The organism is Pseudomonas fluorescens, assembly GCF_000968015.1.
GTDB lineage: Bacteria > Pseudomonadota > Gammaproteobacteria > Pseudomonadales > Pseudomonadaceae > Aquipseudomonas > Aquipseudomonas fluorescens_W.
This window is the reverse complement of record NZ_LACH01000027.1, coordinates 1-16,771: the sequence shown is the minus strand read 5'-3', so window position 1 is coordinate 16,771 and position 16,771 is coordinate 1. Positions and strand designations below refer to the sequence as shown.

Annotated in this window: 16 protein-coding genes, 1 tRNA gene and 1 pseudogene; 8 read left to right on the top strand and 10 right to left on the bottom strand. The window is 58.5% G+C overall.

Features of this window, described 5'->3' with window-relative positions; all coding sequences use genetic code 11:
- Positions 1-64: 64 nt before the first annotated feature.
- From VD17_RS14165 to queA, 6 genes are all read right to left on the bottom strand, one after another.
- On the bottom strand, positions 65-613 hold the full coding sequence (locus VD17_RS14165) for a glycine zipper 2TM domain-containing protein (RefSeq protein ID WP_046054341.1): 549 nt from the start codon (positions 611-613) through the stop codon (positions 65-67).
- Between the two features lie 120 nt (positions 614-733).
- Positions 734-1,648 (bottom strand): protein translocase subunit SecF, encoded by a 915-nt coding sequence (secF, locus tag VD17_RS14160; protein ID WP_046054340.1) that lies wholly within the window; start codon positions 1,646-1,648, stop codon positions 734-736.
- Between the two features lie 9 nt (positions 1,649-1,657).
- Positions 1,658-3,526 carry a protein translocase subunit SecD gene (gene secD, locus VD17_RS14155; protein WP_046054339.1) on the bottom strand — a complete coding sequence of 623 codons (1,869 nt, stop codon included), beginning with the start codon at positions 3,524-3,526 and terminating at the stop codon, positions 1,658-1,660.
- Between the two features lie 63 nt (positions 3,527-3,589).
- Entirely contained in the window at positions 3,590-3,925 is a 336-nt protein-coding gene (gene yajC, locus VD17_RS14150; protein ID WP_008147715.1) for a preprotein translocase subunit YajC, read from the bottom strand.
- 43 nt (positions 3,926-3,968) lie between these two features.
- Positions 3,969-5,084, bottom strand: a complete 1,116-nt coding sequence (gene tgt, locus VD17_RS14145; protein WP_161990833.1) for a tRNA guanosine(34) transglycosylase Tgt — start codon at positions 5,082-5,084, stop codon at positions 3,969-3,971.
- A gap of 14 nt (positions 5,085-5,098) precedes the next feature.
- Positions 5,099-6,148, bottom strand: coding sequence for a tRNA preQ1(34) S-adenosylmethionine ribosyltransferase-isomerase QueA (queA, locus tag VD17_RS14140; protein WP_046054338.1), 1,050 nt, complete (start codon positions 6,146-6,148; stop codon positions 5,099-5,101).
- Positions 6,149-6,255: 107 nt separating this feature from the next.
- Here queA and VD17_RS14135 point away from each other — a divergent pair.
- The 3 genes from VD17_RS14135 to VD17_RS14125 all read left to right on the top strand — a co-directional run bounded on the left by VD17_RS14135 (position 6,256) and on the right by VD17_RS14125 (position 7,481).
- Positions 6,256-6,340: transfer RNA gene (locus VD17_RS14135), tRNA-Leu, on the top strand.
- Between the two features lie 162 nt (positions 6,341-6,502).
- Positions 6,503-6,832, top strand: coding sequence for a hypothetical protein (locus VD17_RS14130; RefSeq protein ID WP_046054337.1), 330 nt, complete (start codon positions 6,503-6,505; stop codon positions 6,830-6,832).
- A 148-nt stretch (positions 6,833-6,980) separates the two neighbouring features.
- On the top strand, positions 6,981-7,481 hold the full coding sequence (locus VD17_RS14125) for a DUF3916 domain-containing protein (protein WP_046054336.1): 501 nt from the start codon (positions 6,981-6,983) through the stop codon (positions 7,479-7,481).
- Between the two features lie 180 nt (positions 7,482-7,661).
- Here the strand turns inward: VD17_RS14125 and VD17_RS14120 are convergent, their stop codons facing one another.
- Both VD17_RS14120 and VD17_RS14115 read right to left on the bottom strand, forming a co-directional pair.
- A complete protein-coding gene (locus tag VD17_RS14120) occupies positions 7,662-8,159 on the bottom strand; it encodes a DUF4411 family protein (protein WP_046054335.1) in 498 nt (165 codons plus the stop codon).
- Entirely contained in the window at positions 8,156-9,292 is a 1,137-nt protein-coding gene (locus VD17_RS14115; protein WP_046054334.1) for an ImmA/IrrE family metallo-endopeptidase, read from the bottom strand. Before VD17_RS14115 ends, VD17_RS14120 begins: the two co-directional genes overlap by 4 nt.
- 658 nt (positions 9,293-9,950) lie before the next feature.
- Between VD17_RS14115 and VD17_RS14110 the strand changes: the two genes are divergently transcribed.
- On the top strand, positions 9,951-10,262 hold the full coding sequence (locus VD17_RS14110; protein WP_046054333.1) for a DUF3077 domain-containing protein: 312 nt from the start codon (positions 9,951-9,953) through the stop codon (positions 10,260-10,262).
- A gap of 350 nt (positions 10,263-10,612) precedes the next feature.
- On the opposite strand, the pseudogene VD17_RS33090 reads toward VD17_RS14110, so the two are convergent.
- A pseudogene (locus tag VD17_RS33090) lies at positions 10,613-10,687 on the bottom strand (PH domain-containing protein); the annotation flags it as partial.
- 12 nt (positions 10,688-10,699) lie between these two features.
- The gene (locus tag VD17_RS14105) at positions 10,700-11,059 is read right to left on the bottom strand and encodes a potassium channel family protein (RefSeq protein WP_046054332.1); all 360 of its coding nucleotides are present in this window, start codon (positions 11,057-11,059) and stop codon (positions 10,700-10,702) included.
- 511 nt (positions 11,060-11,570) lie between these two features.
- Here VD17_RS14105 and VD17_RS14100 point away from each other — a divergent pair.
- Genes VD17_RS14100 through VD17_RS14085 form a run of 4 tightly spaced genes read left to right on the top strand, consistent with a single transcriptional unit; the run spans position 11,571 to position 16,703 of the window.
- Complete coding sequence (locus VD17_RS14100) at positions 11,571-12,047, top strand: formate dehydrogenase subunit gamma (protein WP_046054331.1); 477 nt, start codon at positions 11,571-11,573, stop codon at positions 12,045-12,047.
- Positions 12,044-13,606, top strand: coding sequence for a formate dehydrogenase beta subunit (locus tag VD17_RS14095; RefSeq protein WP_185753150.1), 1,563 nt, complete (start codon positions 12,044-12,046; stop codon positions 13,604-13,606). Before VD17_RS14100 ends, VD17_RS14095 begins: the two co-directional genes overlap by 4 nt.
- Positions 13,603-16,485: a formate dehydrogenase subunit alpha gene (gene fdhF / locus VD17_RS14090; protein ID WP_046054330.1), complete on the top strand. Its 2,883-nt coding sequence runs from the start codon at positions 13,603-13,605 to the stop codon at positions 16,483-16,485. Before VD17_RS14095 ends, fdhF begins: the two co-directional genes overlap by 4 nt.
- Complete coding sequence (locus tag VD17_RS14085) at positions 16,482-16,703, top strand: formate dehydrogenase subunit delta (protein ID WP_046054329.1); 222 nt, start codon at positions 16,482-16,484, stop codon at positions 16,701-16,703. The genes fdhF and VD17_RS14085 overlap by 4 nt, the downstream gene beginning before the upstream one ends.
- The last annotated feature ends 68 nt before the right edge of the window (positions 16,704-16,771 follow it).

Genomic DNA, 16,771 nt, shown 5'->3' with positions numbered 1-16,771 from the left:
GCTGGGCGCACACAAAAAAAGCACCCCGAAGGGTGCTTCTTTTTTGACTCTTGAACCTGAGTACTTAGCGATTCTGTTCGTTCTGCCCCAGGATCAGCTTGCCTTCCTTGTCGACCGGAATCTGGTTGCCCGGATCGCGATCCATCCGCACCTTGCCTTCCTTGCCGTCCAGCGAATAACGGACGTCATACCCTACGACCTTGTCACTGATGTCATTAACAGTGTTACACCGCGTCTGAGTCGTGGTGTAGGTGTCGCGTTCCTGCATGCCTTCCTGAACCTTGTTGCCGGCATAACCACCACCGACAGCGCCTGCAACCGTAGCAAGCTTCTTGCCGGTGCCGCCGCCGATCTGATTACCCAACAGACCACCCGCCAACGCACCGACCACGGTACCGGCGATCTGGTGTTGATCTTTCACCGGCGCTTGCCGGGTTACTGCAACGTCCTTGCACACTTCACGTGGCGTCTTGATTTGTGTCTTGACCGGTTCAACGGCTAGAACTTGCGCATATTCAGGGCCGCTTTTAACCAGCTTGTAGGTGGCAACAGCACCCCCGGCAGTTACGCCGACAGCACCCAATACCGCACCAACCAGCAACGACTTGTTCACATGAACCTCCTGACCATCACATGCGGGACAAGCCCGCGCTTCTCCCAGCCTTGGAGCATAAAAAAAGGCGCGAGTTCAATACTCGCGCCTTTTCGGCCGACAGCTGGAAAACGATAGCCGTTATGGGCGCTCGTCGACTTCCTTATCGGTAGCCACTGTAGGAATCAGATCCTCAGTGCTCAGGTTCAGCCAGATCAGCACGACGTTGGCGATATAGATCGACGAGTAGGTACCCGCCAACACACCGACAAACAGCGCGATGGAGAAGCCGAACAGGTTGTCGCCACCGAAGAACAACAGGGCCGCGATCGCCAGCAAAGTGGAGATCGACGTTGCCATGGTCCGCAGCAGAGTCTGGGTAGTCGAGATGTTGATGTTCTCGACCAAGGACGCCTTGCGCAATACACGGAAGTTCTCACGAACCCGGTCGAATACCACGATGGTGTCGTTGAGCGAGTAACCGATGATCGCCAATACCGCCGCCAGCACCGTCAGGTCGAAGGTGATCTGGAAGAACGACAGGATACCGATGGTCACGATCACGTCGTGAATCAGCGAAACGATGGCACCGACCGCGAACTTCCACTGAAAGCGGAAAGCCAGGTAGATCAGGATGCCGCCCAGCGCCATCAGCATGCCGAGGCCGCCCTGGTCGCGCAGCTCTTCACCGACCTGAGGGCCGACGAACTCAACGCGTTTGACCGTCGCCGGGTTATCGCCGCCAACCTTCAGCAGCGCTTCGGCCACCTGGTGACCCAACTGCGGATCTTCACCCGGCATACGCACCAGCAAATCGGTAGTCGCACCGAAGCTTTGCACGATTGCCTCGTGATAACCCGCTGTGACCAGTTGCTCACGCACCTTGGTGACGTCGGCCGGACGCTCGTAGGTCAGCTCAATGAGCGTACCGCCGGTGAAGTCCAGGCCCCAGTTCATGCCCTTATGGAAGACACTGAATATTGCCAGTGCAGTAAGGAACAATGTGACGCCGAACGCAAAGTTGCGAACGCCCATGAAGTTGATTGTACGTAACATGGCAGCCCCTTAAATCCACAACTTCTTGAAGTCACGACCGCCGAAGATCAGGTTGACCATCGCGCGGGTCACCATGATGGCCGTGAACATCGAGGTAAAGATCCCGAGGGACATGGTCACTGCGAAGCCTTTGACCGGGCCGGTGCCCATCGCAAAGAGAATCCCGCCGACCAACAGAGTGGTCAGGTTGGCGTCGAGAATCGCGGTGAATGCCCGGCCGAAGCCTTCGTTGATTGCCCGTTGTACGCTCATGCCCGCCGCGATCTCTTCACGTATCCGCGAGAAGATCAGAACGTTGGCATCGACAGCCATACCCATGGTCAACACGATACCGGCGATACCCGGCAGGGTCAGCGTTGCACCCAGCAGCGACATCAGGGCCAGCAGCAGCACCATGTTCACGGCCAGAGCGACGGTGGCGATGATGCCGAAGAAGCGGTAGATCGCCATGATGAACAGCGAGACAAACAGCATGCCCCACAGAGAGGCATCGATACCCTTGACGATGTTGTCAGCACCCAGGCTTGGGCCAATAGTGCGCTCTTCAGCGAAGTACATCGGGGCAGCCAGACCACCGGCGCGCAGCAGCAGCGCCAGTTCGGACGACTCGCCCTGGCCGTTCAGGCCAGTGATGCGGAACTGAGCACCCAGCGGCGACTGAATGGTCGCCAGGCTGATGATCTTTTTCTCTTCCTTGAATGTCTGGACCGGCACGTCTTTCTCGACGCCGTTAACCACTTGCTTGACGTAAGTGGTCACCGGACGTTGCTCGATAAAGATCACTGCCATGCTGCGACCGACGTTGCTGCGAGTCGCACGACTCATCAGCTCGCCACCGTGGCCATCCAGACGGATGTTCACTTCCGGCGTGCCGTGCTCGCCGAAGCCAGCCTTGGCGTCAGTTACCTGGTCACCGGTGATGATCAGGCCACGTTCGATCTGTGCTGGCGGACGTTTGCCTTCACGGAACTCGAAGGTTTCGGAAGTGGCTTTCGAAGCGCCTGGCTCAGCAGCCAGACGGAACTCAAGGTTGGCCGTCTTACCGAGGATTCGCTTGGCTTCGGCGGTGTCCTGCACGCCCGGCAGCTCAACCACGATGCGGTTGGCGCCCTGACGCTGAACGATTGGCTCGGCAACACCCAGCTCGTTGACGCGGTTACGTACCGTGGTCAAGTTCTGCTTGATGGAGTATTCACGGATTTCCGCCAGCTTGGCCGGGGTCATCGCCAGACGCAGCACCGGTTGGCCATTGAGGTCGGCCGGAACAATGTCGAAATCGTTGAAGCTCTTGCGGATCAGCGCACGGGCCTGTTCGCGGGAAGCTTCATCAGTGAAGCCCAGCTGAATGGCACCGTTGAGTTGCGGCAGGCTGCGATAGCGCAGCTTCTCTTTACGCAACAGGCTCTTGACGTCGCCTTCGTAGACTTTCAGGCGCGCATCGAGCGCTTTGTCCATGTCCACTTCCAGCAGGAAGTGCACACCACCGGACAAGTCCAGACCCAGCTTCATCGGGTGCGCGGCCAGGCTGCGCAGCCATTGCGGGGTGGTTTGTGCCAGGTTCAGTGCAACGACGTAGTCATCACCCAATGCCTTGCGCACGACGTCTTTGGCAGGTAGCTGATCTTCAGCCTTGGTCAGACGAATCAAACCGCCCTTGCCATTTGCTGCCAGGGTGGCAGCCTTGACGTTGATCCCGGATTCCTTGAGCGCTGCGCTCACACGATCCAGATCAGCCTGATTGACTTGCAGCGCAGTGCTTGCACCGCTGACCTGAATGGCCGGGTCATCAGGATATAGATTGGGAGCGGAATAAATCAGACCGACCGCCAGCACCGCCAGGATCAGAATGTATTTCCACAGAGGGTATTTGTTCAGCATCACGCCGCCCGCTTATGACGCGGGGCGCCTTGCGCGCCCCGTCGATTGAGTAGAAGTTGAAACTTAGATCGCTTTCAGCGTGCCTTTTGGCAGCGTGGCGGCGATGGCGCCTTTCTGGAACTTCATTTCGATGGTGTCGGAAACTTCCAGAACAACGAAGTCGTCTGCCACTTTAGTGATCTTGCCGGCGATACCACCGGTGGTCACAACTTCGTCGCCTTTCTGCAGGCTGCTCAGCAGGTTTTTCTGCTCTTTGGCGCGCTTGGCCTGTGGACGCCAGATCATCAGGTAGAAGATGACCAGGAAACCGACCAGGAAAATCCACTCAAAGCCGCCGCCCATTGGGCCTGCAGCAGGTGCAGCAGCGTCAGCCATGGCGTTAGAGATAAAAAAGCTCATTTAGCACTCCAGTTGCAAATGTTGAATCTTGGGGTCAGAAAACTCAGTCCAAAGGCGGAACAGGTAACCCGCGTTTGGCGTAGAAGGCATCGACAAAGGCGGCCAATGTACCCTGTTGAATAGCCTCGCGCAAACCAGCCATAAGCACCTGGTAATGGCGCAAATTGTGGATGGTATTCAACATGCTACCCAGCATTTCGCCGCACTTGTCCAGATGGTGCAGATAAGCACGGGAGAAGTTCTGGCAGGTGTAGCAATCGCAGGTTGGATCCAGCGGCGAATCATCATGGCGATGGAACGCGTTACGGATCTTCAGCACGCCTGTATCAATGAACAGATGCCCATTGCGGGCATTACGGGTTGGCATCACGCAATCGAACATGTCCACACCGCGGCGCACACCCTCAACCAGATCTTCCGGTTTGCCAACGCCCATAAGGTAACGAGGTTTGTCAGCCGGCATCTGACCCGGCAGATAATCCAGGACCTTGATCATCTCGTGCTTCGGCTCGCCCACCGACAGACCACCGATGGCCAGACCATCGAAACCGATATTGTCGAGGCCTTCCAGGGAGCGCATGCGCAGATCCTGGTGCATGCCGCCCTGAACGATGCCGAACAGTGCCGCCGTGTTGTCGCCATGGGCTTCTTTCGAACGCTTGGCCCAACGCAACGACAGCTCCATCGATACCCGCGCGACGTCTTCGTCAGCCGGGTACGGGGTGCATTCGTCAAAGATCATCACGATGTCAGAGCCCAGATCGCGCTGTACCTGCATCGACTCTTCCGGCCCCATGAACACTTTGGCGCCGTCGACCGGAGAGGCGAAGGTCACGCCCTCCTCCTTGATCTTGCGCATCGCGCCCAGGCTGAACACCTGGAAACCACCGGAGTCGGTCAGAATCGGGCCTTTCCACTGCATGAAATCGTGCAGGTCGCCGTGCTTCTTGATCACTTCGGTGCCAGGACGCAGCCACAAGTGGAAGGTGTTACCCAGAATGATTTCCGCGCCCGTGGCGGTGATATCCCGCGGCAACATGCCCTTCACGGTGCCGTAGGTGCCCACCGGCATGAAGGCCGGGGTCTCGACGGTACCGCGAGGGAAGGTCAAACGACCGCGACGAGCCTTGCCGTCAGTAGCAAGCAACTCAAACGACATACGACTTTGGCGACTCATTCTGTTTCCTCAGGGCCACGTGGTGCGGGATTACGGGTGATAAACATCGCATCACCGTAGCTGAAAAAGCGGTATTCGTTGTCAACGGCGGCTTTGTAAGCGGCCATGGTCTCGGGATAACCGGCGAACGCCGAAACCAGCATCAACAGCGTGGATTCAGGCAAATGAAAGTTGGTGACCAGGGCATCGACCACATGAAACGGCCGGCCCGGGTAGATAAAGATGTCGGTGTCGCCACTGAACGGCTTGAGCACGCCATCGCGCGCGGCGCTTTCCAGGGAACGCACGCTGGTGGTCCCCACCGCCACCACACGACCACCGCGAGCGCGGCAAGCCGCGACGGCATCAACCACGTCCTGACCGACTTCCAGCCACTCAGTGTGCATGTGGTGATCTTCGATCTTCTCGACGCGCACCGGCTGGAACGTGCCCGCACCGACGTGCAAAGTCACGAACGCCGTCTCGACGCCCTTGGCGGCAATTGCCTCCATCAGCGGCTGATCAAAATGCAGCCCCGCCGTCGGCGCCGCCACCGCGCCCAAACGCTCGGCGTAGACCGTCTGATAACGCTCGCGGTCCGAGCCTTCATCCGGGCGGTCTATATAAGGAGGCAACGGCATGTGCCCGACGCGATCGAGCAGCGGCAACACCTCTTCGGCGAACCCCAACTCGAACAACGCATCGTGACGCGCCAGCATCTCAGCCTCGCCACCGCCGTCGATCAGGATCTTCGACCCCGGCTTCGGCGACTTGCTCGACCGCACATGCGCCAGCACGCGATGACTGTCGAGCACCCGCTCCACCAGGATTTCCAGCTTGCCGCCGGAAGCCTTCTGGCCAAACAGCCGCGCCGGAATCACCCGGGTATTGTTGAACACCATCAAATCGCCCGGGCGCAAATGCTCGAGCAAATCAGTAAATTGACGGTGTGCCAGGGCGCCGCTGACCCCATCAAGGGTCAACAGGCGACTGTTGCGACGCTCAGCCAAAGGATGGCGAGCGATCAGCGAATCAGGGAGTTCGAATGTAAAGTCAGCAACGCGCATGATGGGGTTCGTCTAGCAGGGGCCGGAAGTCTAGCCGAAATAGTGAAAATTCTCTATGTACCTGATTGACCGACGGTAATCTCATCTCTATACTTCGCCGCCATTGAGCCCTGATGGCGGAATTGGTAGACGCGGCGGATTCAAAATCCGTTTTCGCAAGAAGTGGGAGTTCGAGTCTCCCTCGGGGCACCAAAATCAAGAAAGGTCTTGCATTGCAAGGCCTTTTTTTTCGCCTGTAGAAAAGTGAGCTTGCCCCGCTACCCCGTAGGAGCTGCCGAAGGCTGCGATCTTTTGATCCTGCTTTTGAGGCGCTATAACCCAAACCGCTCGGCTAACGAATCAAGGATTCACACAATGGAATTGCCACTGGAAACCGTTGCCCTTTTCGCCCTCAAGCTGGCTTATGAGCGGGAGGGGGAAAGTCCGATCCTGCGGGATGATCCGATCATGAGCGATTACGAGCGGGAGGTATTTGGCTTGCTGGTGCGCCGGGGTGATGTCGAGGGTATTCAGTTTAGAGTGGCGCACTGTGTAGGCTTGGCGCTAGACGCTATAGGCGGGGCTGAAACGCCGCTAGGGCGAGAGCTGCATCGGTTGTCAGCTGATTTCAGCAGTGCGCGGACAATGGAACAGCTTAATGCGCCGCTCATCGCGCTTAAGGATTACTTGAAAGACATTCAGTGAATGATCGGAGTGAGGCAAAGTTTAGTAACCCTTTACACCGACTAGTGCTGGCTAGGGACTTGGCTGATATGGAAATCTATCTGCCCACTTTTCAATTGCGTCAGCAGACAGCAACGAAAGATCTTTTCGGCATCACAAGGACGTATCAATGAGGCAAATCGCCCTCAGCAACAAGCCACTCAGAGGCATTCCCCGCCGCCTTCGCGCTCTGGAACGCTGGGCCTCCAGTTTTCGCGACGAGTTTTACCCGCGATCCGAGCACATGGAGCGCTACACACATTGGAAGATCCCGGTGCACGCGGCCTTGGTTCAAGGCCCTCAAGCCAGGATCGAAGTTCAGGCCTTCTGCATTCAGCAACTGCTCGAAGCCGCTAGCCACCTGTCCAACGCGGCTGACCACTCACAGGGTTACTACCGCGTCGCTTGCCTGCTGGTGTGGCCATGGGTTCATCAGAGTGAGGTCACCGTCTTCTATGACCGAGACTATTATCTGGGTTTTCTCGGTGAGACTAACACTCTCATGCCAGAGCGGATCAGCCATGCTCTTGCGTTATACACACCAGCGAATTTCATCGAGCACGGGCATGACGTAACTCAACCTGACGATGAGGTCGCAGTACAGTGGTGGTGCATCGGGGAACTCGCCTGACGGCTTTGGCGAGCAGGCTCGCTCCGACAGAGATTGCGGTGAGCTGACAGGCATCGGTTGGCCCGAGTGTGTGAATAATAAATCTGTCCCCTTTTCCGTCCAAAATTGGACGGAAAATATATCCGTCGCCTTTCCCCTCGCAATTAACGAAATCGCATCGAATTTCTGCCCGAATATCATTTACGCAAGTAAAACAAACCTTGCTTCAAGCTTGTGCAGCAACTCAAACGTATTTAGAAATGGAACGTTTAGCTGCTCACAAATATTGGGAATGATGAATTTACGTTTCGCGTCGCGATTCAACACTTCATGAGTCACTAAAGTCGCGCCAGTCGTCATAGCCTTTGCAATCAGCCAAGGGTCTGCTCCCGCTAAAAATTCTTCCATGGCGCCTATCTTCATTCTCGGCGCTTGATTTGCCACAAGCCCTGCCACTTGCGCGAATGCTTCTTGGGTAGCGTCATCGTTGGTGATGTGGAAGAAACTAGCGTTCTCCTTCACCCAATTAGCCAGTTCGTCATTCCCCTTGTTTAGCTCTTCCATTACTGGGGTGATGCTGGACAAGGCCAACGCTTCATTTTTCAGCAACAACCATTGCCAAAACCCAGGACAGATAGCCATCCCGTAGTAACGATTTTTTGCCTCGATCAGCGTGTTAGCGTCGAGCAAATGATTCATTCCGTGATCCTGCTGGCGAGAGTCCTTAATTTGGCAGGTTGCACGCCGAGCAAATGTCCCGCATCGCGCAGCAGCATCCGGCCACTCATTGCTTCAGTCAGCACTGCCTTACTTAGGCGAGGGCTATTTTTCGCGGTGGCGTTGCGGTAATAGTCACCCGCGCCACCTTTATCATCCTGAAAAGTTTTGAGGATCATTCGATAGTAAGCGCTGTATTGCGCCTGGCGTAGATATCCAAGATCCAATGCGCGGCGACCGATCGCCAATTTACTGATATGAAACCGAGTGGCCAGCGGAGCCAGGTTGTCTTCCCAGTTAACATCGGCGTTCCACAGGGCGCGGAATTGGGCTTCGGGAGCCAGAAACTCGCCTGCAACTGCATTGCAGAATCGTTCCTCGTCTCGACCATTCGCGGTGTTCCCGTCGGACACTCCGCTGCTACCAATCCAGATATGGGCCAGTTCGTGGAGCAAAGTGAACAGCCGGGCGGTGGGGGCGTCGGAACTGTTGACGAATACAACGGGGGCGTAGGCATTACTGATGGCAAAACCCCGAAACTCGCTAACTTCAAGTTTTCGATGAGTATTCCCTAGCGCAATGCCACTGCGCATCACCAAAATACCAGCCGCTTCTGCGGCCTCGATCAAGGCACGGCTGTACTTGTCGTAATCCAATCGAGCAGCGTCAGGGTTCACGCCGAGGGTCCGGCGGATGTCGTCCACTACCTCGGCGACTTGAGATCGGCTATTGAAGCGACCGACAAATGCCAACGGCTGATGCTCTTGGTTTTGCAGATACTCCAGGTACCAATCCTGCTTACGTATGGAATCCCTGACGGTGTCCAACAACTCCAGACTGGGACGTTGAGGCGCAATCCCACCGACGGTCCGAAGATCAGGTAAAGGCAGTTGTTCGACGGGAGGCTGCTGAAGAAACAGGAAGCCAAAAGGAATGTGAGCGAGACTCGCCCACTTTTGAGCCTGAAGGAATGTGGGCTTGGTCTCGCCAGACTCCCATTCCTGTACTCGATCAGGCTTCACTGGCAGCTTTTTAGCAACCTGTTCAGTGGAGAGACCTGCGCGCTCACGAGACCAGGTGAGCAGGCTTGGATTGACTAAGGCGGCTTGGCTCATAGGGTCGCAGGCAATTCAGACAGGGCTGGTAAACGTTCGAGAGCATCCTTGGCAGATGCATCCGACTGACGCTTGCTCCAGTTATCTGTCATTGCCTTTCTCCTTGGCGATTAAAAGTGTGGCGGCAGCGGCTACAGATTAGTCGAAAAGCAGCGCTAACGAAGGTTGAAGCGCGCGATTATGGGGTAACTTCGCAACCACCCGAAGCGCAAATTTGTAACCCGCAGACAGATGGTATTGACCTGTTTCAATGCATTTCATGATGCAAGTGCGACTCGCCCCGAAGGTTGCAGGAATTAGATCTCCACGATACCCTCCCACCGTCGCTGCCAATTCAGCGACCGGGTGTGGTAACCCGAGTTATTCAAGGCGCTACAGCGCCCCCATCACGTCTGCCGGCGCTTTTTTTATGCCTGCGGCGTGAGTTATGGCAGCTGTGCGTGGGACGCCCTTGGGCGTGCCGGTTTCCTTGATTCCCGGTTTACCACCCTGCGCACAGCTGTCACCCATTCGTGTGGTAACGGACGTGGCAGCTCCTCATATCAAGGAGTCTGATAATGCGCAGCATCAATCCGTACAAAATTTGGCTTTCCCCTCTACGCAATTCCCAATCGCGTAACGCCCTCCCCAACCGCCTCTCCCTCATCGGAGGTGGCAAATGACCGATCAACCCGAACTCAAAACCATCGGCCTAACCCCCGCCATCTACTGCGCGGATCAACCACTCTTCCACGTCACCCACGGCGTCCCCCTCGGCGATGCCCTATCCATGGCTTCTGACTTTCTGTTTCTCGCCAAGAAGCTGACCGAAGATGCTGCTTACGACAGAGACACCGACCGCCACGCCTGGGCCGCGCATTATTTGACGGCGATGAGTAAGGCGGTGGTGGATGATGCGGTGAAGGTGCTGAATCGGGATCGGGACAATGAGCTGGCGTCTAAGCGGGCGGGGGCGAAGGCTGAGGGGTAGTGGGCGGAGCGCCGGGGTAGCTTTTGGTTTCAAGAGCTAGGCGTGATGTTGTGGGGCGGGTTTGGTTGCGGTGGGTGGGGTGTTCAGCAGGGAATGTGGATGCCTTGCGTATTTCGCGAGCGGGCTCGTTCCTACAGGGGTAGTGTTTCTGATCTGTGTTTTGCGTGAACTGATCTGGTGCTATCGCGAGCAGGCTCACTCCTACAGGGGTTTTTGGGTTGACTGGGATTTGGGATTTGGCCCTGGGGTTTCGGGGTTTTTTATTTTTCGGCTCAGGTTGAATGAGCTTCGGTTTTCAGCGGGATGGATCAACGCGTCGGCTCCCTGAATTGCCCACGGATCTGACACTCCCGTTTGTTGGTAAATACCACGCCGTCGCGCATGGATTTGCAGGGGTCGATGACTTGCTCCCCTTCCAGTAGCAACCAAGCATGACTTCAATCCGTCGGCGTACCCGGCTCTTCACGCCCCGCCGCCCGCACTGCAACCTCAATCGCTCGAACACTGATCGCCGCAAATATCGCGGTCATCAGCACCCCGTTGAACCCCAGCAAAATCGCCAGAATCCGCGAGACGCCAAGTTTCGGTACAAGCTCTCCATAGCCAATGGTCAAACCGGTCACGAAGCCGAAATAGATGCCGTCAAAAGGATCCCAGCCCTCCAGGTAGCTGATGATGAAGCCGAACAGCACGATCAAAAAAAACAGTACGGAAAAGATCGGCCAGACAACACGCAAGTAGAACCCGATTGCTTTGAAGAATTCTCGACGGACGTGCGATGCATGAGAGGGCTTCATGTCGTGGGTTTCCTGAGGTTTGCCTGAGCGGCAGGCGTATTAACACTCGATCAGCTTGGCACAAGCGCGGGAAACTGGCGGCCAACTGATCCACTCCTCTCCCGTTTTGATCACATCCTTTATTCCCCCCATGACGTCAACCACGCGACGCGGTGCATAAGCCGCGGGCTTGGGGTGGTTCACGCCTGATTCGCGATAGCGCTGCACATTGTCCCCGACCATTTAGGGACGACGCCTCGGGCCGCACTCTTCTAGACTTAATGGATAGTCGTAAGCAGAACCGAACACGTCGCTTTGGTGCAGATGAATCAAAAGCAGCGTGGCAAGCTGCCTTAATGCCCTTATAGAGGTGCGGCGAAGACCGCGCCGGGCACAACAAGATGCCCGCTCAGGGTGCCCTGGCCAACGGCCTGAAATTGCCACGATACCGTGACGTGGTGTGAGTGCCGCAGCCGACACTTTCGGACGACCGACAACCATCTGGTTTGTCCGTGACCGTGAGGATTGCTGAATGCCTGATGAGAGTTTGCACCTGCCTGTGGTCAACACCCTGCTGGAGCGCCACAAGGGCACTCCGGGTGCACTGTTGCCCATTCTTCATGATATTCAGGAACGCATCGGTTACATCCCCGATGTGGCCATCCCCGAAATTGCTCACGCCCTCAATCTGAGTCAGGCGGAGGTTCGCGGGGTGATCAGTTTTTACCATGATTTCCGTACTGCGCCGCCGGCCAAGCATATCTTGCGGCTGTGCCGCGCCGAGTCCTGCAAAAGCCGCGGTGCCGAGCAGTTGGCCGCGCAATTGCGCGAACGTCTGCAACTGGATGACCACGGCAGCAGTGCCGATGGCAGCATCAGTTTGCGTCCGGTGTATTGCCTCGGCGCCTGTGCTTGCTCGCCCGCTCTGGAGCTGGATGGTCGGGTGCATGCTCGGCTCAGTGCTGAGCGTCTGGATGCTTTGCTCGACGCTTGCCGGGAGGACGCATGATGCCGTCGCTCTATCTGCCTACTGATTCTCTTGCCCGTGCCGTGGGTGCCGATGAAGTCGCGGTGGCGCTGATCACTGCGGCTCAGGAACGCAATCTGCCCCTGGAGTTGCAGCGCACCAGCTCGCGTGGTCTGTACTGGCTGGAACCGCTGCTGGAAGTGGACAGCCCGCAAGGCCGGATCGGCTTCGGCCCGTTGACTGCTGCCGATGTGCCGTCCGTGCTCGATGCCCTGCAAGGCGAACCGTCCGCTCATCCACTGGCCTTGGGCCTGGTGGAAGAATTGCCTTATCTCAAGACTCAACAACGCTTGCTGTTCGCCCGCGCCGGTATTACCCGGCCGTTGTCCCTGGATGATTACCGGGCGCACGGTGGTTTCGAGGGTTTGACCCGCGCCATCGCAGTAGGCGGCGAGCAGGCCGCAACGGAAGTGTTCGATTCAGGCCTGCGTGGTCGTGGCGGCGCAGCTTTCCCGGCCGGGATCAAATGGCGCACGGTCCGCGCCACTCAGGCTGCGCAGAAATACATTGTGTGCAACGCCGACGAAGGCGACTCCGGCACCTTTGCCGACCGCATGCTGATGGAAGGCGACCCTTTCCTGTTGATCGAAGGTATGGCCATTGCCGGCATTACCGTCGGTGCCACTTACGGCTACATCTATGTACGCTCGGAATATCCGGATGCCGTGGCCACCCTGCGCCAGGCGCTGAACATTGCTCGGTCCAACGGTTACCTCGGCGCCAATGTCGGCGGCAGCGGTCAGGCTTTCGATATGGAAGTGCGGGTCGGTGCTGGCGCTTATATCTGCGGTGAGGAAACCGCGCTGCTGGATTCGCTCGAAGGCAAACGCGGGATCGTCCGCGCCAAGCCGCCGATTCCTGCCTTGCAGGGTTTGTTCGGCCTGCCGACGCTGGTGCACAACGTGCTGACCCTCGCTTCGGTGCCGCTGATTCTGGCCAAGGGCGCGCAGTTTTATCGCGATTACGGCATGGGCCGCTCTCTGGGCACCATGCCCTTCCAGTTAGCGGGCAATATTCGTCATGGTGGTTTGGTGGAACGGGCCTTTGGCCTGACCTTGCGGGAACTGGTGGAAGACTACGGTGGCGGCACCGCCAGTGGCCGTCCTCTGAAAGCCGCGCAGGTTGGCGGGCCGCTCGGCACATGGGTGCCGCCGTCGCAATTCGATACGCCGCTGGATTACGAAGCGTTCGCCGCCATCGGCGCGATGCTCGGTCACGGTGGTGTGGTGGTGGCAGATGACACGCTGGACATGGCCCAAATGGCGCGTTTCGCCATGCAGTTTTGCGCCGAGGAATCCTGTGGCAAATGCACGCCGTGCCGCATCGGCTCGACCCGGGGCGTGGAGGTGATCGACCGCCTGCTCGCCGCGCCGGACCAGAGCGGTCGCGAAGAGCAGGTGATCATCCTCAAGGACCTATGCGACACGATGCAATACGGTTCGCTGTGTGCGTTGGGCGGCATGGCCCCGTTTCCGGTGGCCAGCGCCCTCAAGTATTTTCCCGCTGACTTCGGTCTGCAGCCCTCGGAGGCTGACCAATGATCACTGTATTCGACCCGAAAACCGATATGGATCTGGGCACACCGGCCCGCGAAAGCCAGGTGCAAGTCACCCTGAACATCGACGGCCGCAGCATCAGCGTGCCCGAAGGCACCTCGGTGATGCGCGCTGCTGCGCTGCTGGGCACCACGATTCCCAAACTGTGTGCCACCGACAGCCTGGAAGCCTTCGGCTCCTGCCGCATGTGCCTGGTGGAGATCGACGGCATGCGCGGCTACCCGGCGTCCTGCACCACGCCGGTGACTGAAGGCATGACCGTGCACACCCAGACGCCGAAGCTCGCGACCCTGCGCCGCAATGTCATGGAGCTGTACATTTCCGATCACCCGCTGGACTGCCTGACCTGCTCGGCCAACGGCAACTGCGAGTTGCAAACCGTCGCCGGCCAGGTCGGTCTGCGGGAAGTGCGTTACGGTTATGAAGGCGAGAACCATCTGGACGACGTGAAGGACACGTCCAACCCTTACTTCGACTACGACCCGAGCAAGTGCATCGTCTGCAACCGCTGCGTGCGCGCCTGCGAAGAAACCCAAGGCACGTTTGCCCTGACGATTACCGGTCGCGGTTTTGAATCCCGGGTGGCGGCGGCCGGTGGCGAGAACTTCCTCGACTCGGAATGCGTGTCCTGCGGCGCCTGTGTGCAAGCCTGCCCCACCGCGACCCTGATGGAAAAAAGCGTGGTCGAACTGGGTCAGCCCGAGCGCAGCGTGATCACCACCTGTGCCTATTGCGGCGTGGGCTGCTCGTTCCGCGCCGAGATGAAAGGCGACCAACTGGTGCGCATGGTTCCGGACAAAAACGGCCACGCCAACCACGGCCACTCCTGCGTCAAAGGGCGCTTTGCCTGGGGCTACGCCACCCACCCGGATCGCATCACCAAGCCGATGATCCGCAAACACATCAACGATCCCTGGCAGGAAGTCAGCTGGGATGAGGCGGTGACCTACGCCGCCAGCGAATTCCGCCGACTGCAGCAAAAATACGGCCGCGATTCCATTGGTGGCATCACCTCCAGCCGCTGCACCAACGAAGAAACCTATCTGGTGCAAAAACTGGTGCGCGCCGCGTTCGGCAACAACAACGTCGACACCTGTGCGCGGGTCTGCCACTCGCCGACCGGCTATGGCCTGAAACAAACCCTTGGCGAGTCCGCCGGCACCCAGAGTTTCGACTCGGTGATGCAAGCCGACGTGATCCTGGTGATGGGCGCCAACCCCAGCGACGCCCACCCGGTGTTCGCCTCCCAGCTCAAACGCCGCCTGCGTGAAGGCGCGCGACTGATCGTCATCGACCCACGACGCATTGATCTGGTGGACTCGGTGCATGCCCGCGCCGAACTGCACCTGGCCCTGCGCCCGGGCACCAACGTCGCCATGCTCAACGCGTTGGCCCACACCATCGTCACCGAAGGCCTGCTCAACCAGCCGTTTATCGACGCTCGTTGTGAGGGAGCGGATTTCGCCCACTGGAGCGAGTTCGTCAGCCGCGCGGAAAACTCGCCGGAAGCCCTCGGACCTGTCTGCGGCGTAGAGCCTGCCGACATCCGTGCCGCCGCCCGCCTGTATGCAACCGGTGGCAACGCAGCGATCTATTACGGTCTGGGCGTCACCGAACACAGTCAGGGCAGTACGGCTGTGATGGGCATCGCCAACCTGGCGATGGTCACTGGCAACATCGGCCGCGAAGGCGTGGGCGTGAACCCGCTGCGTGGGCAGAACAACGTGCAGGGCTCCTGCGACATGGGTTCCTTCCCCCACGAGTTGCCCGGCTACCGCCACATCTCCAACGAAGTGGTACGGACGCAGTTCGAACAGGCCTGGAATGTCACGCTGCAACCTGATCCGGGCCTGCGCATTCCCAACATGTTCGAGTCTGCGCTGGCCGGCAGTTTCAAGGGCTTGTATTGCCAGGGCGAGGACATCGCTCAGAGCGATCCGAACACCCAGCACGTCACCGCGGCCCTGTCGGCCATGGAGTGCGTGGTGGTGCAGGACATTTTCCTCAACGAAACTGCGAAGTTCGCCCACGTGTTCCTGCCGGGCGCATCGTTCCTGGAAAAGGACGGCACGTTCACCAACGCCGAACGACGCATCTCGCGGGTACGCAAAGTCATGGACCCTCTGGGCGGCAAGGCCGACTGGGAAGGCACGGTGGCCCTGGCCAACGCCCTGGGTTACCCGATGAACTACAAACATCCATCGGAAATCATGGATGAAATCGCCAGCCTGACGCCGACTTTCACCAACGTCAGCTACGCCGCACTGGACAGCCACGGCAGCCTGCAATGGCCGTGCAACGCCGAGGCACCGGACGGCACGCCGACCATGCACATCGAGCAATTCGTGCGCGGCAAGGGGCGTTTCATGCTCACCGGCTACGTACCCACCGAGGAAAAGGTCAACAATCGCTATCCGCTGCTGCTGACCACCGGACGCATCCTCAGCCAGTACAACGTCGGCGCCCAGACTCGCCGAACCGAGAACGTCGCCTGGCATGACGAAGACCGTCTGGAAATCCACCCGACCGACGCCGAGAGCCGTGGCATCAACGAAGGTGACTGGGTCGGCATCGGCAGCCGCGCCGGCCAGACCGTACTGCGTGCGCGGGTCACCGAACGGGTTGCCCCAGGCGTGGTGTACACCACTTTCCACTTCCCGGAATCAGGGGCCAACGTGATTACCACCGACAACTCCGACTGGGCCACCAACTGTCCGGAGTACAAGGTCACCGCCGTGGAGGTCAGCCGCGTCTACCACCCTTCCGAGTGGCAAAAACGCTATCAGGAATTCAGCGACGAACAGGATCGCCTGCTTAAAGAACGCCGTCAGGCACGTGGTGCCAAAGCCGAGGTGCGCCGATGAGTACGGACAACCTGATCAAGATGGTCAACCAGATCGCCCAGTACTTCGCCACCGAACCCGACCAGCAAAAGGCCGTGCTCGGTGTGCGTAATCATCTGCAGATGTACTGGACGCCCGGCATGCGCAAGGAGTTGCTGGCCTGGCAGACGGAGCATCAGGGAGCAGACTTGCACCCACTGGCGCAGGCGGCGGTCAGTGGGGCGGGCTGGGAGGCTTAGATTCACTCTTATTGAGATTGGCCTGCTGGCTAACAACCTGTAGGAGCGAGCCTGCTCGCGATGCGGTG

Coding starts and splice junctions, on each gene's coding strand:
- secF (WP_046054340.1), bottom strand. CDS start 1,648: ATGTTACGTACAATCAACTTCATGGGCGTTCGCAACTTTGCGTTCGGC.
- secD (WP_046054339.1), bottom strand. CDS start 3,526: ATGCTGAACAAATACCCTCTGTGGAAATACATTCTGATCCTGGCGGTG.
- yajC (WP_008147715.1), bottom strand. CDS start 3,925: ATGAGCTTTTTTATCTCTAACGCCATGGCTGACGCTGCTGCACCTGCT.
- tgt (WP_161990833.1), bottom strand. CDS start 5,084: ATGTCGTTTGAGTTGCTTGCTACTGACGGCAAGGCTCGTCGCGGTCGT.
- queA (WP_046054338.1), bottom strand. CDS start 6,148: ATGCGCGTTGCTGACTTTACATTCGAACTCCCTGATTCGCTGATCGCT.
- VD17_RS14130 (WP_046054337.1), top strand. CDS start 6,503: ATGGAATTGCCACTGGAAACCGTTGCCCTTTTCGCCCTCAAGCTGGCT.
- VD17_RS14125 (WP_046054336.1), top strand. CDS start 6,981: ATGAGGCAAATCGCCCTCAGCAACAAGCCACTCAGAGGCATTCCCCGC.
- VD17_RS14120 (WP_046054335.1), bottom strand. CDS start 8,159: ATGAATCATTTGCTCGACGCTAACACGCTGATCGAGGCAAAAAATCGT.
- VD17_RS14115 (WP_046054334.1), bottom strand. CDS start 9,292: ATGAGCCAAGCCGCCTTAGTCAATCCAAGCCTGCTCACCTGGTCTCGT.
- VD17_RS14110 (WP_046054333.1), top strand. CDS start 9,951: ATGACCGATCAACCCGAACTCAAAACCATCGGCCTAACCCCCGCCATC.
- VD17_RS14105 (WP_046054332.1), bottom strand. CDS start 11,059: ATGAAGCCCTCTCATGCATCGCACGTCCGTCGAGAATTCTTCAAAGCA.
- VD17_RS14100 (WP_046054331.1), top strand. CDS start 11,571: ATGCCTGATGAGAGTTTGCACCTGCCTGTGGTCAACACCCTGCTGGAG.
- VD17_RS14095 (WP_185753150.1), top strand. CDS start 12,044: ATGATGCCGTCGCTCTATCTGCCTACTGATTCTCTTGCCCGTGCCGTG.
- fdhF (WP_046054330.1), top strand. CDS start 13,603: ATGATCACTGTATTCGACCCGAAAACCGATATGGATCTGGGCACACCG.
- VD17_RS14085 (WP_046054329.1), top strand. CDS start 16,482: ATGAGTACGGACAACCTGATCAAGATGGTCAACCAGATCGCCCAGTAC.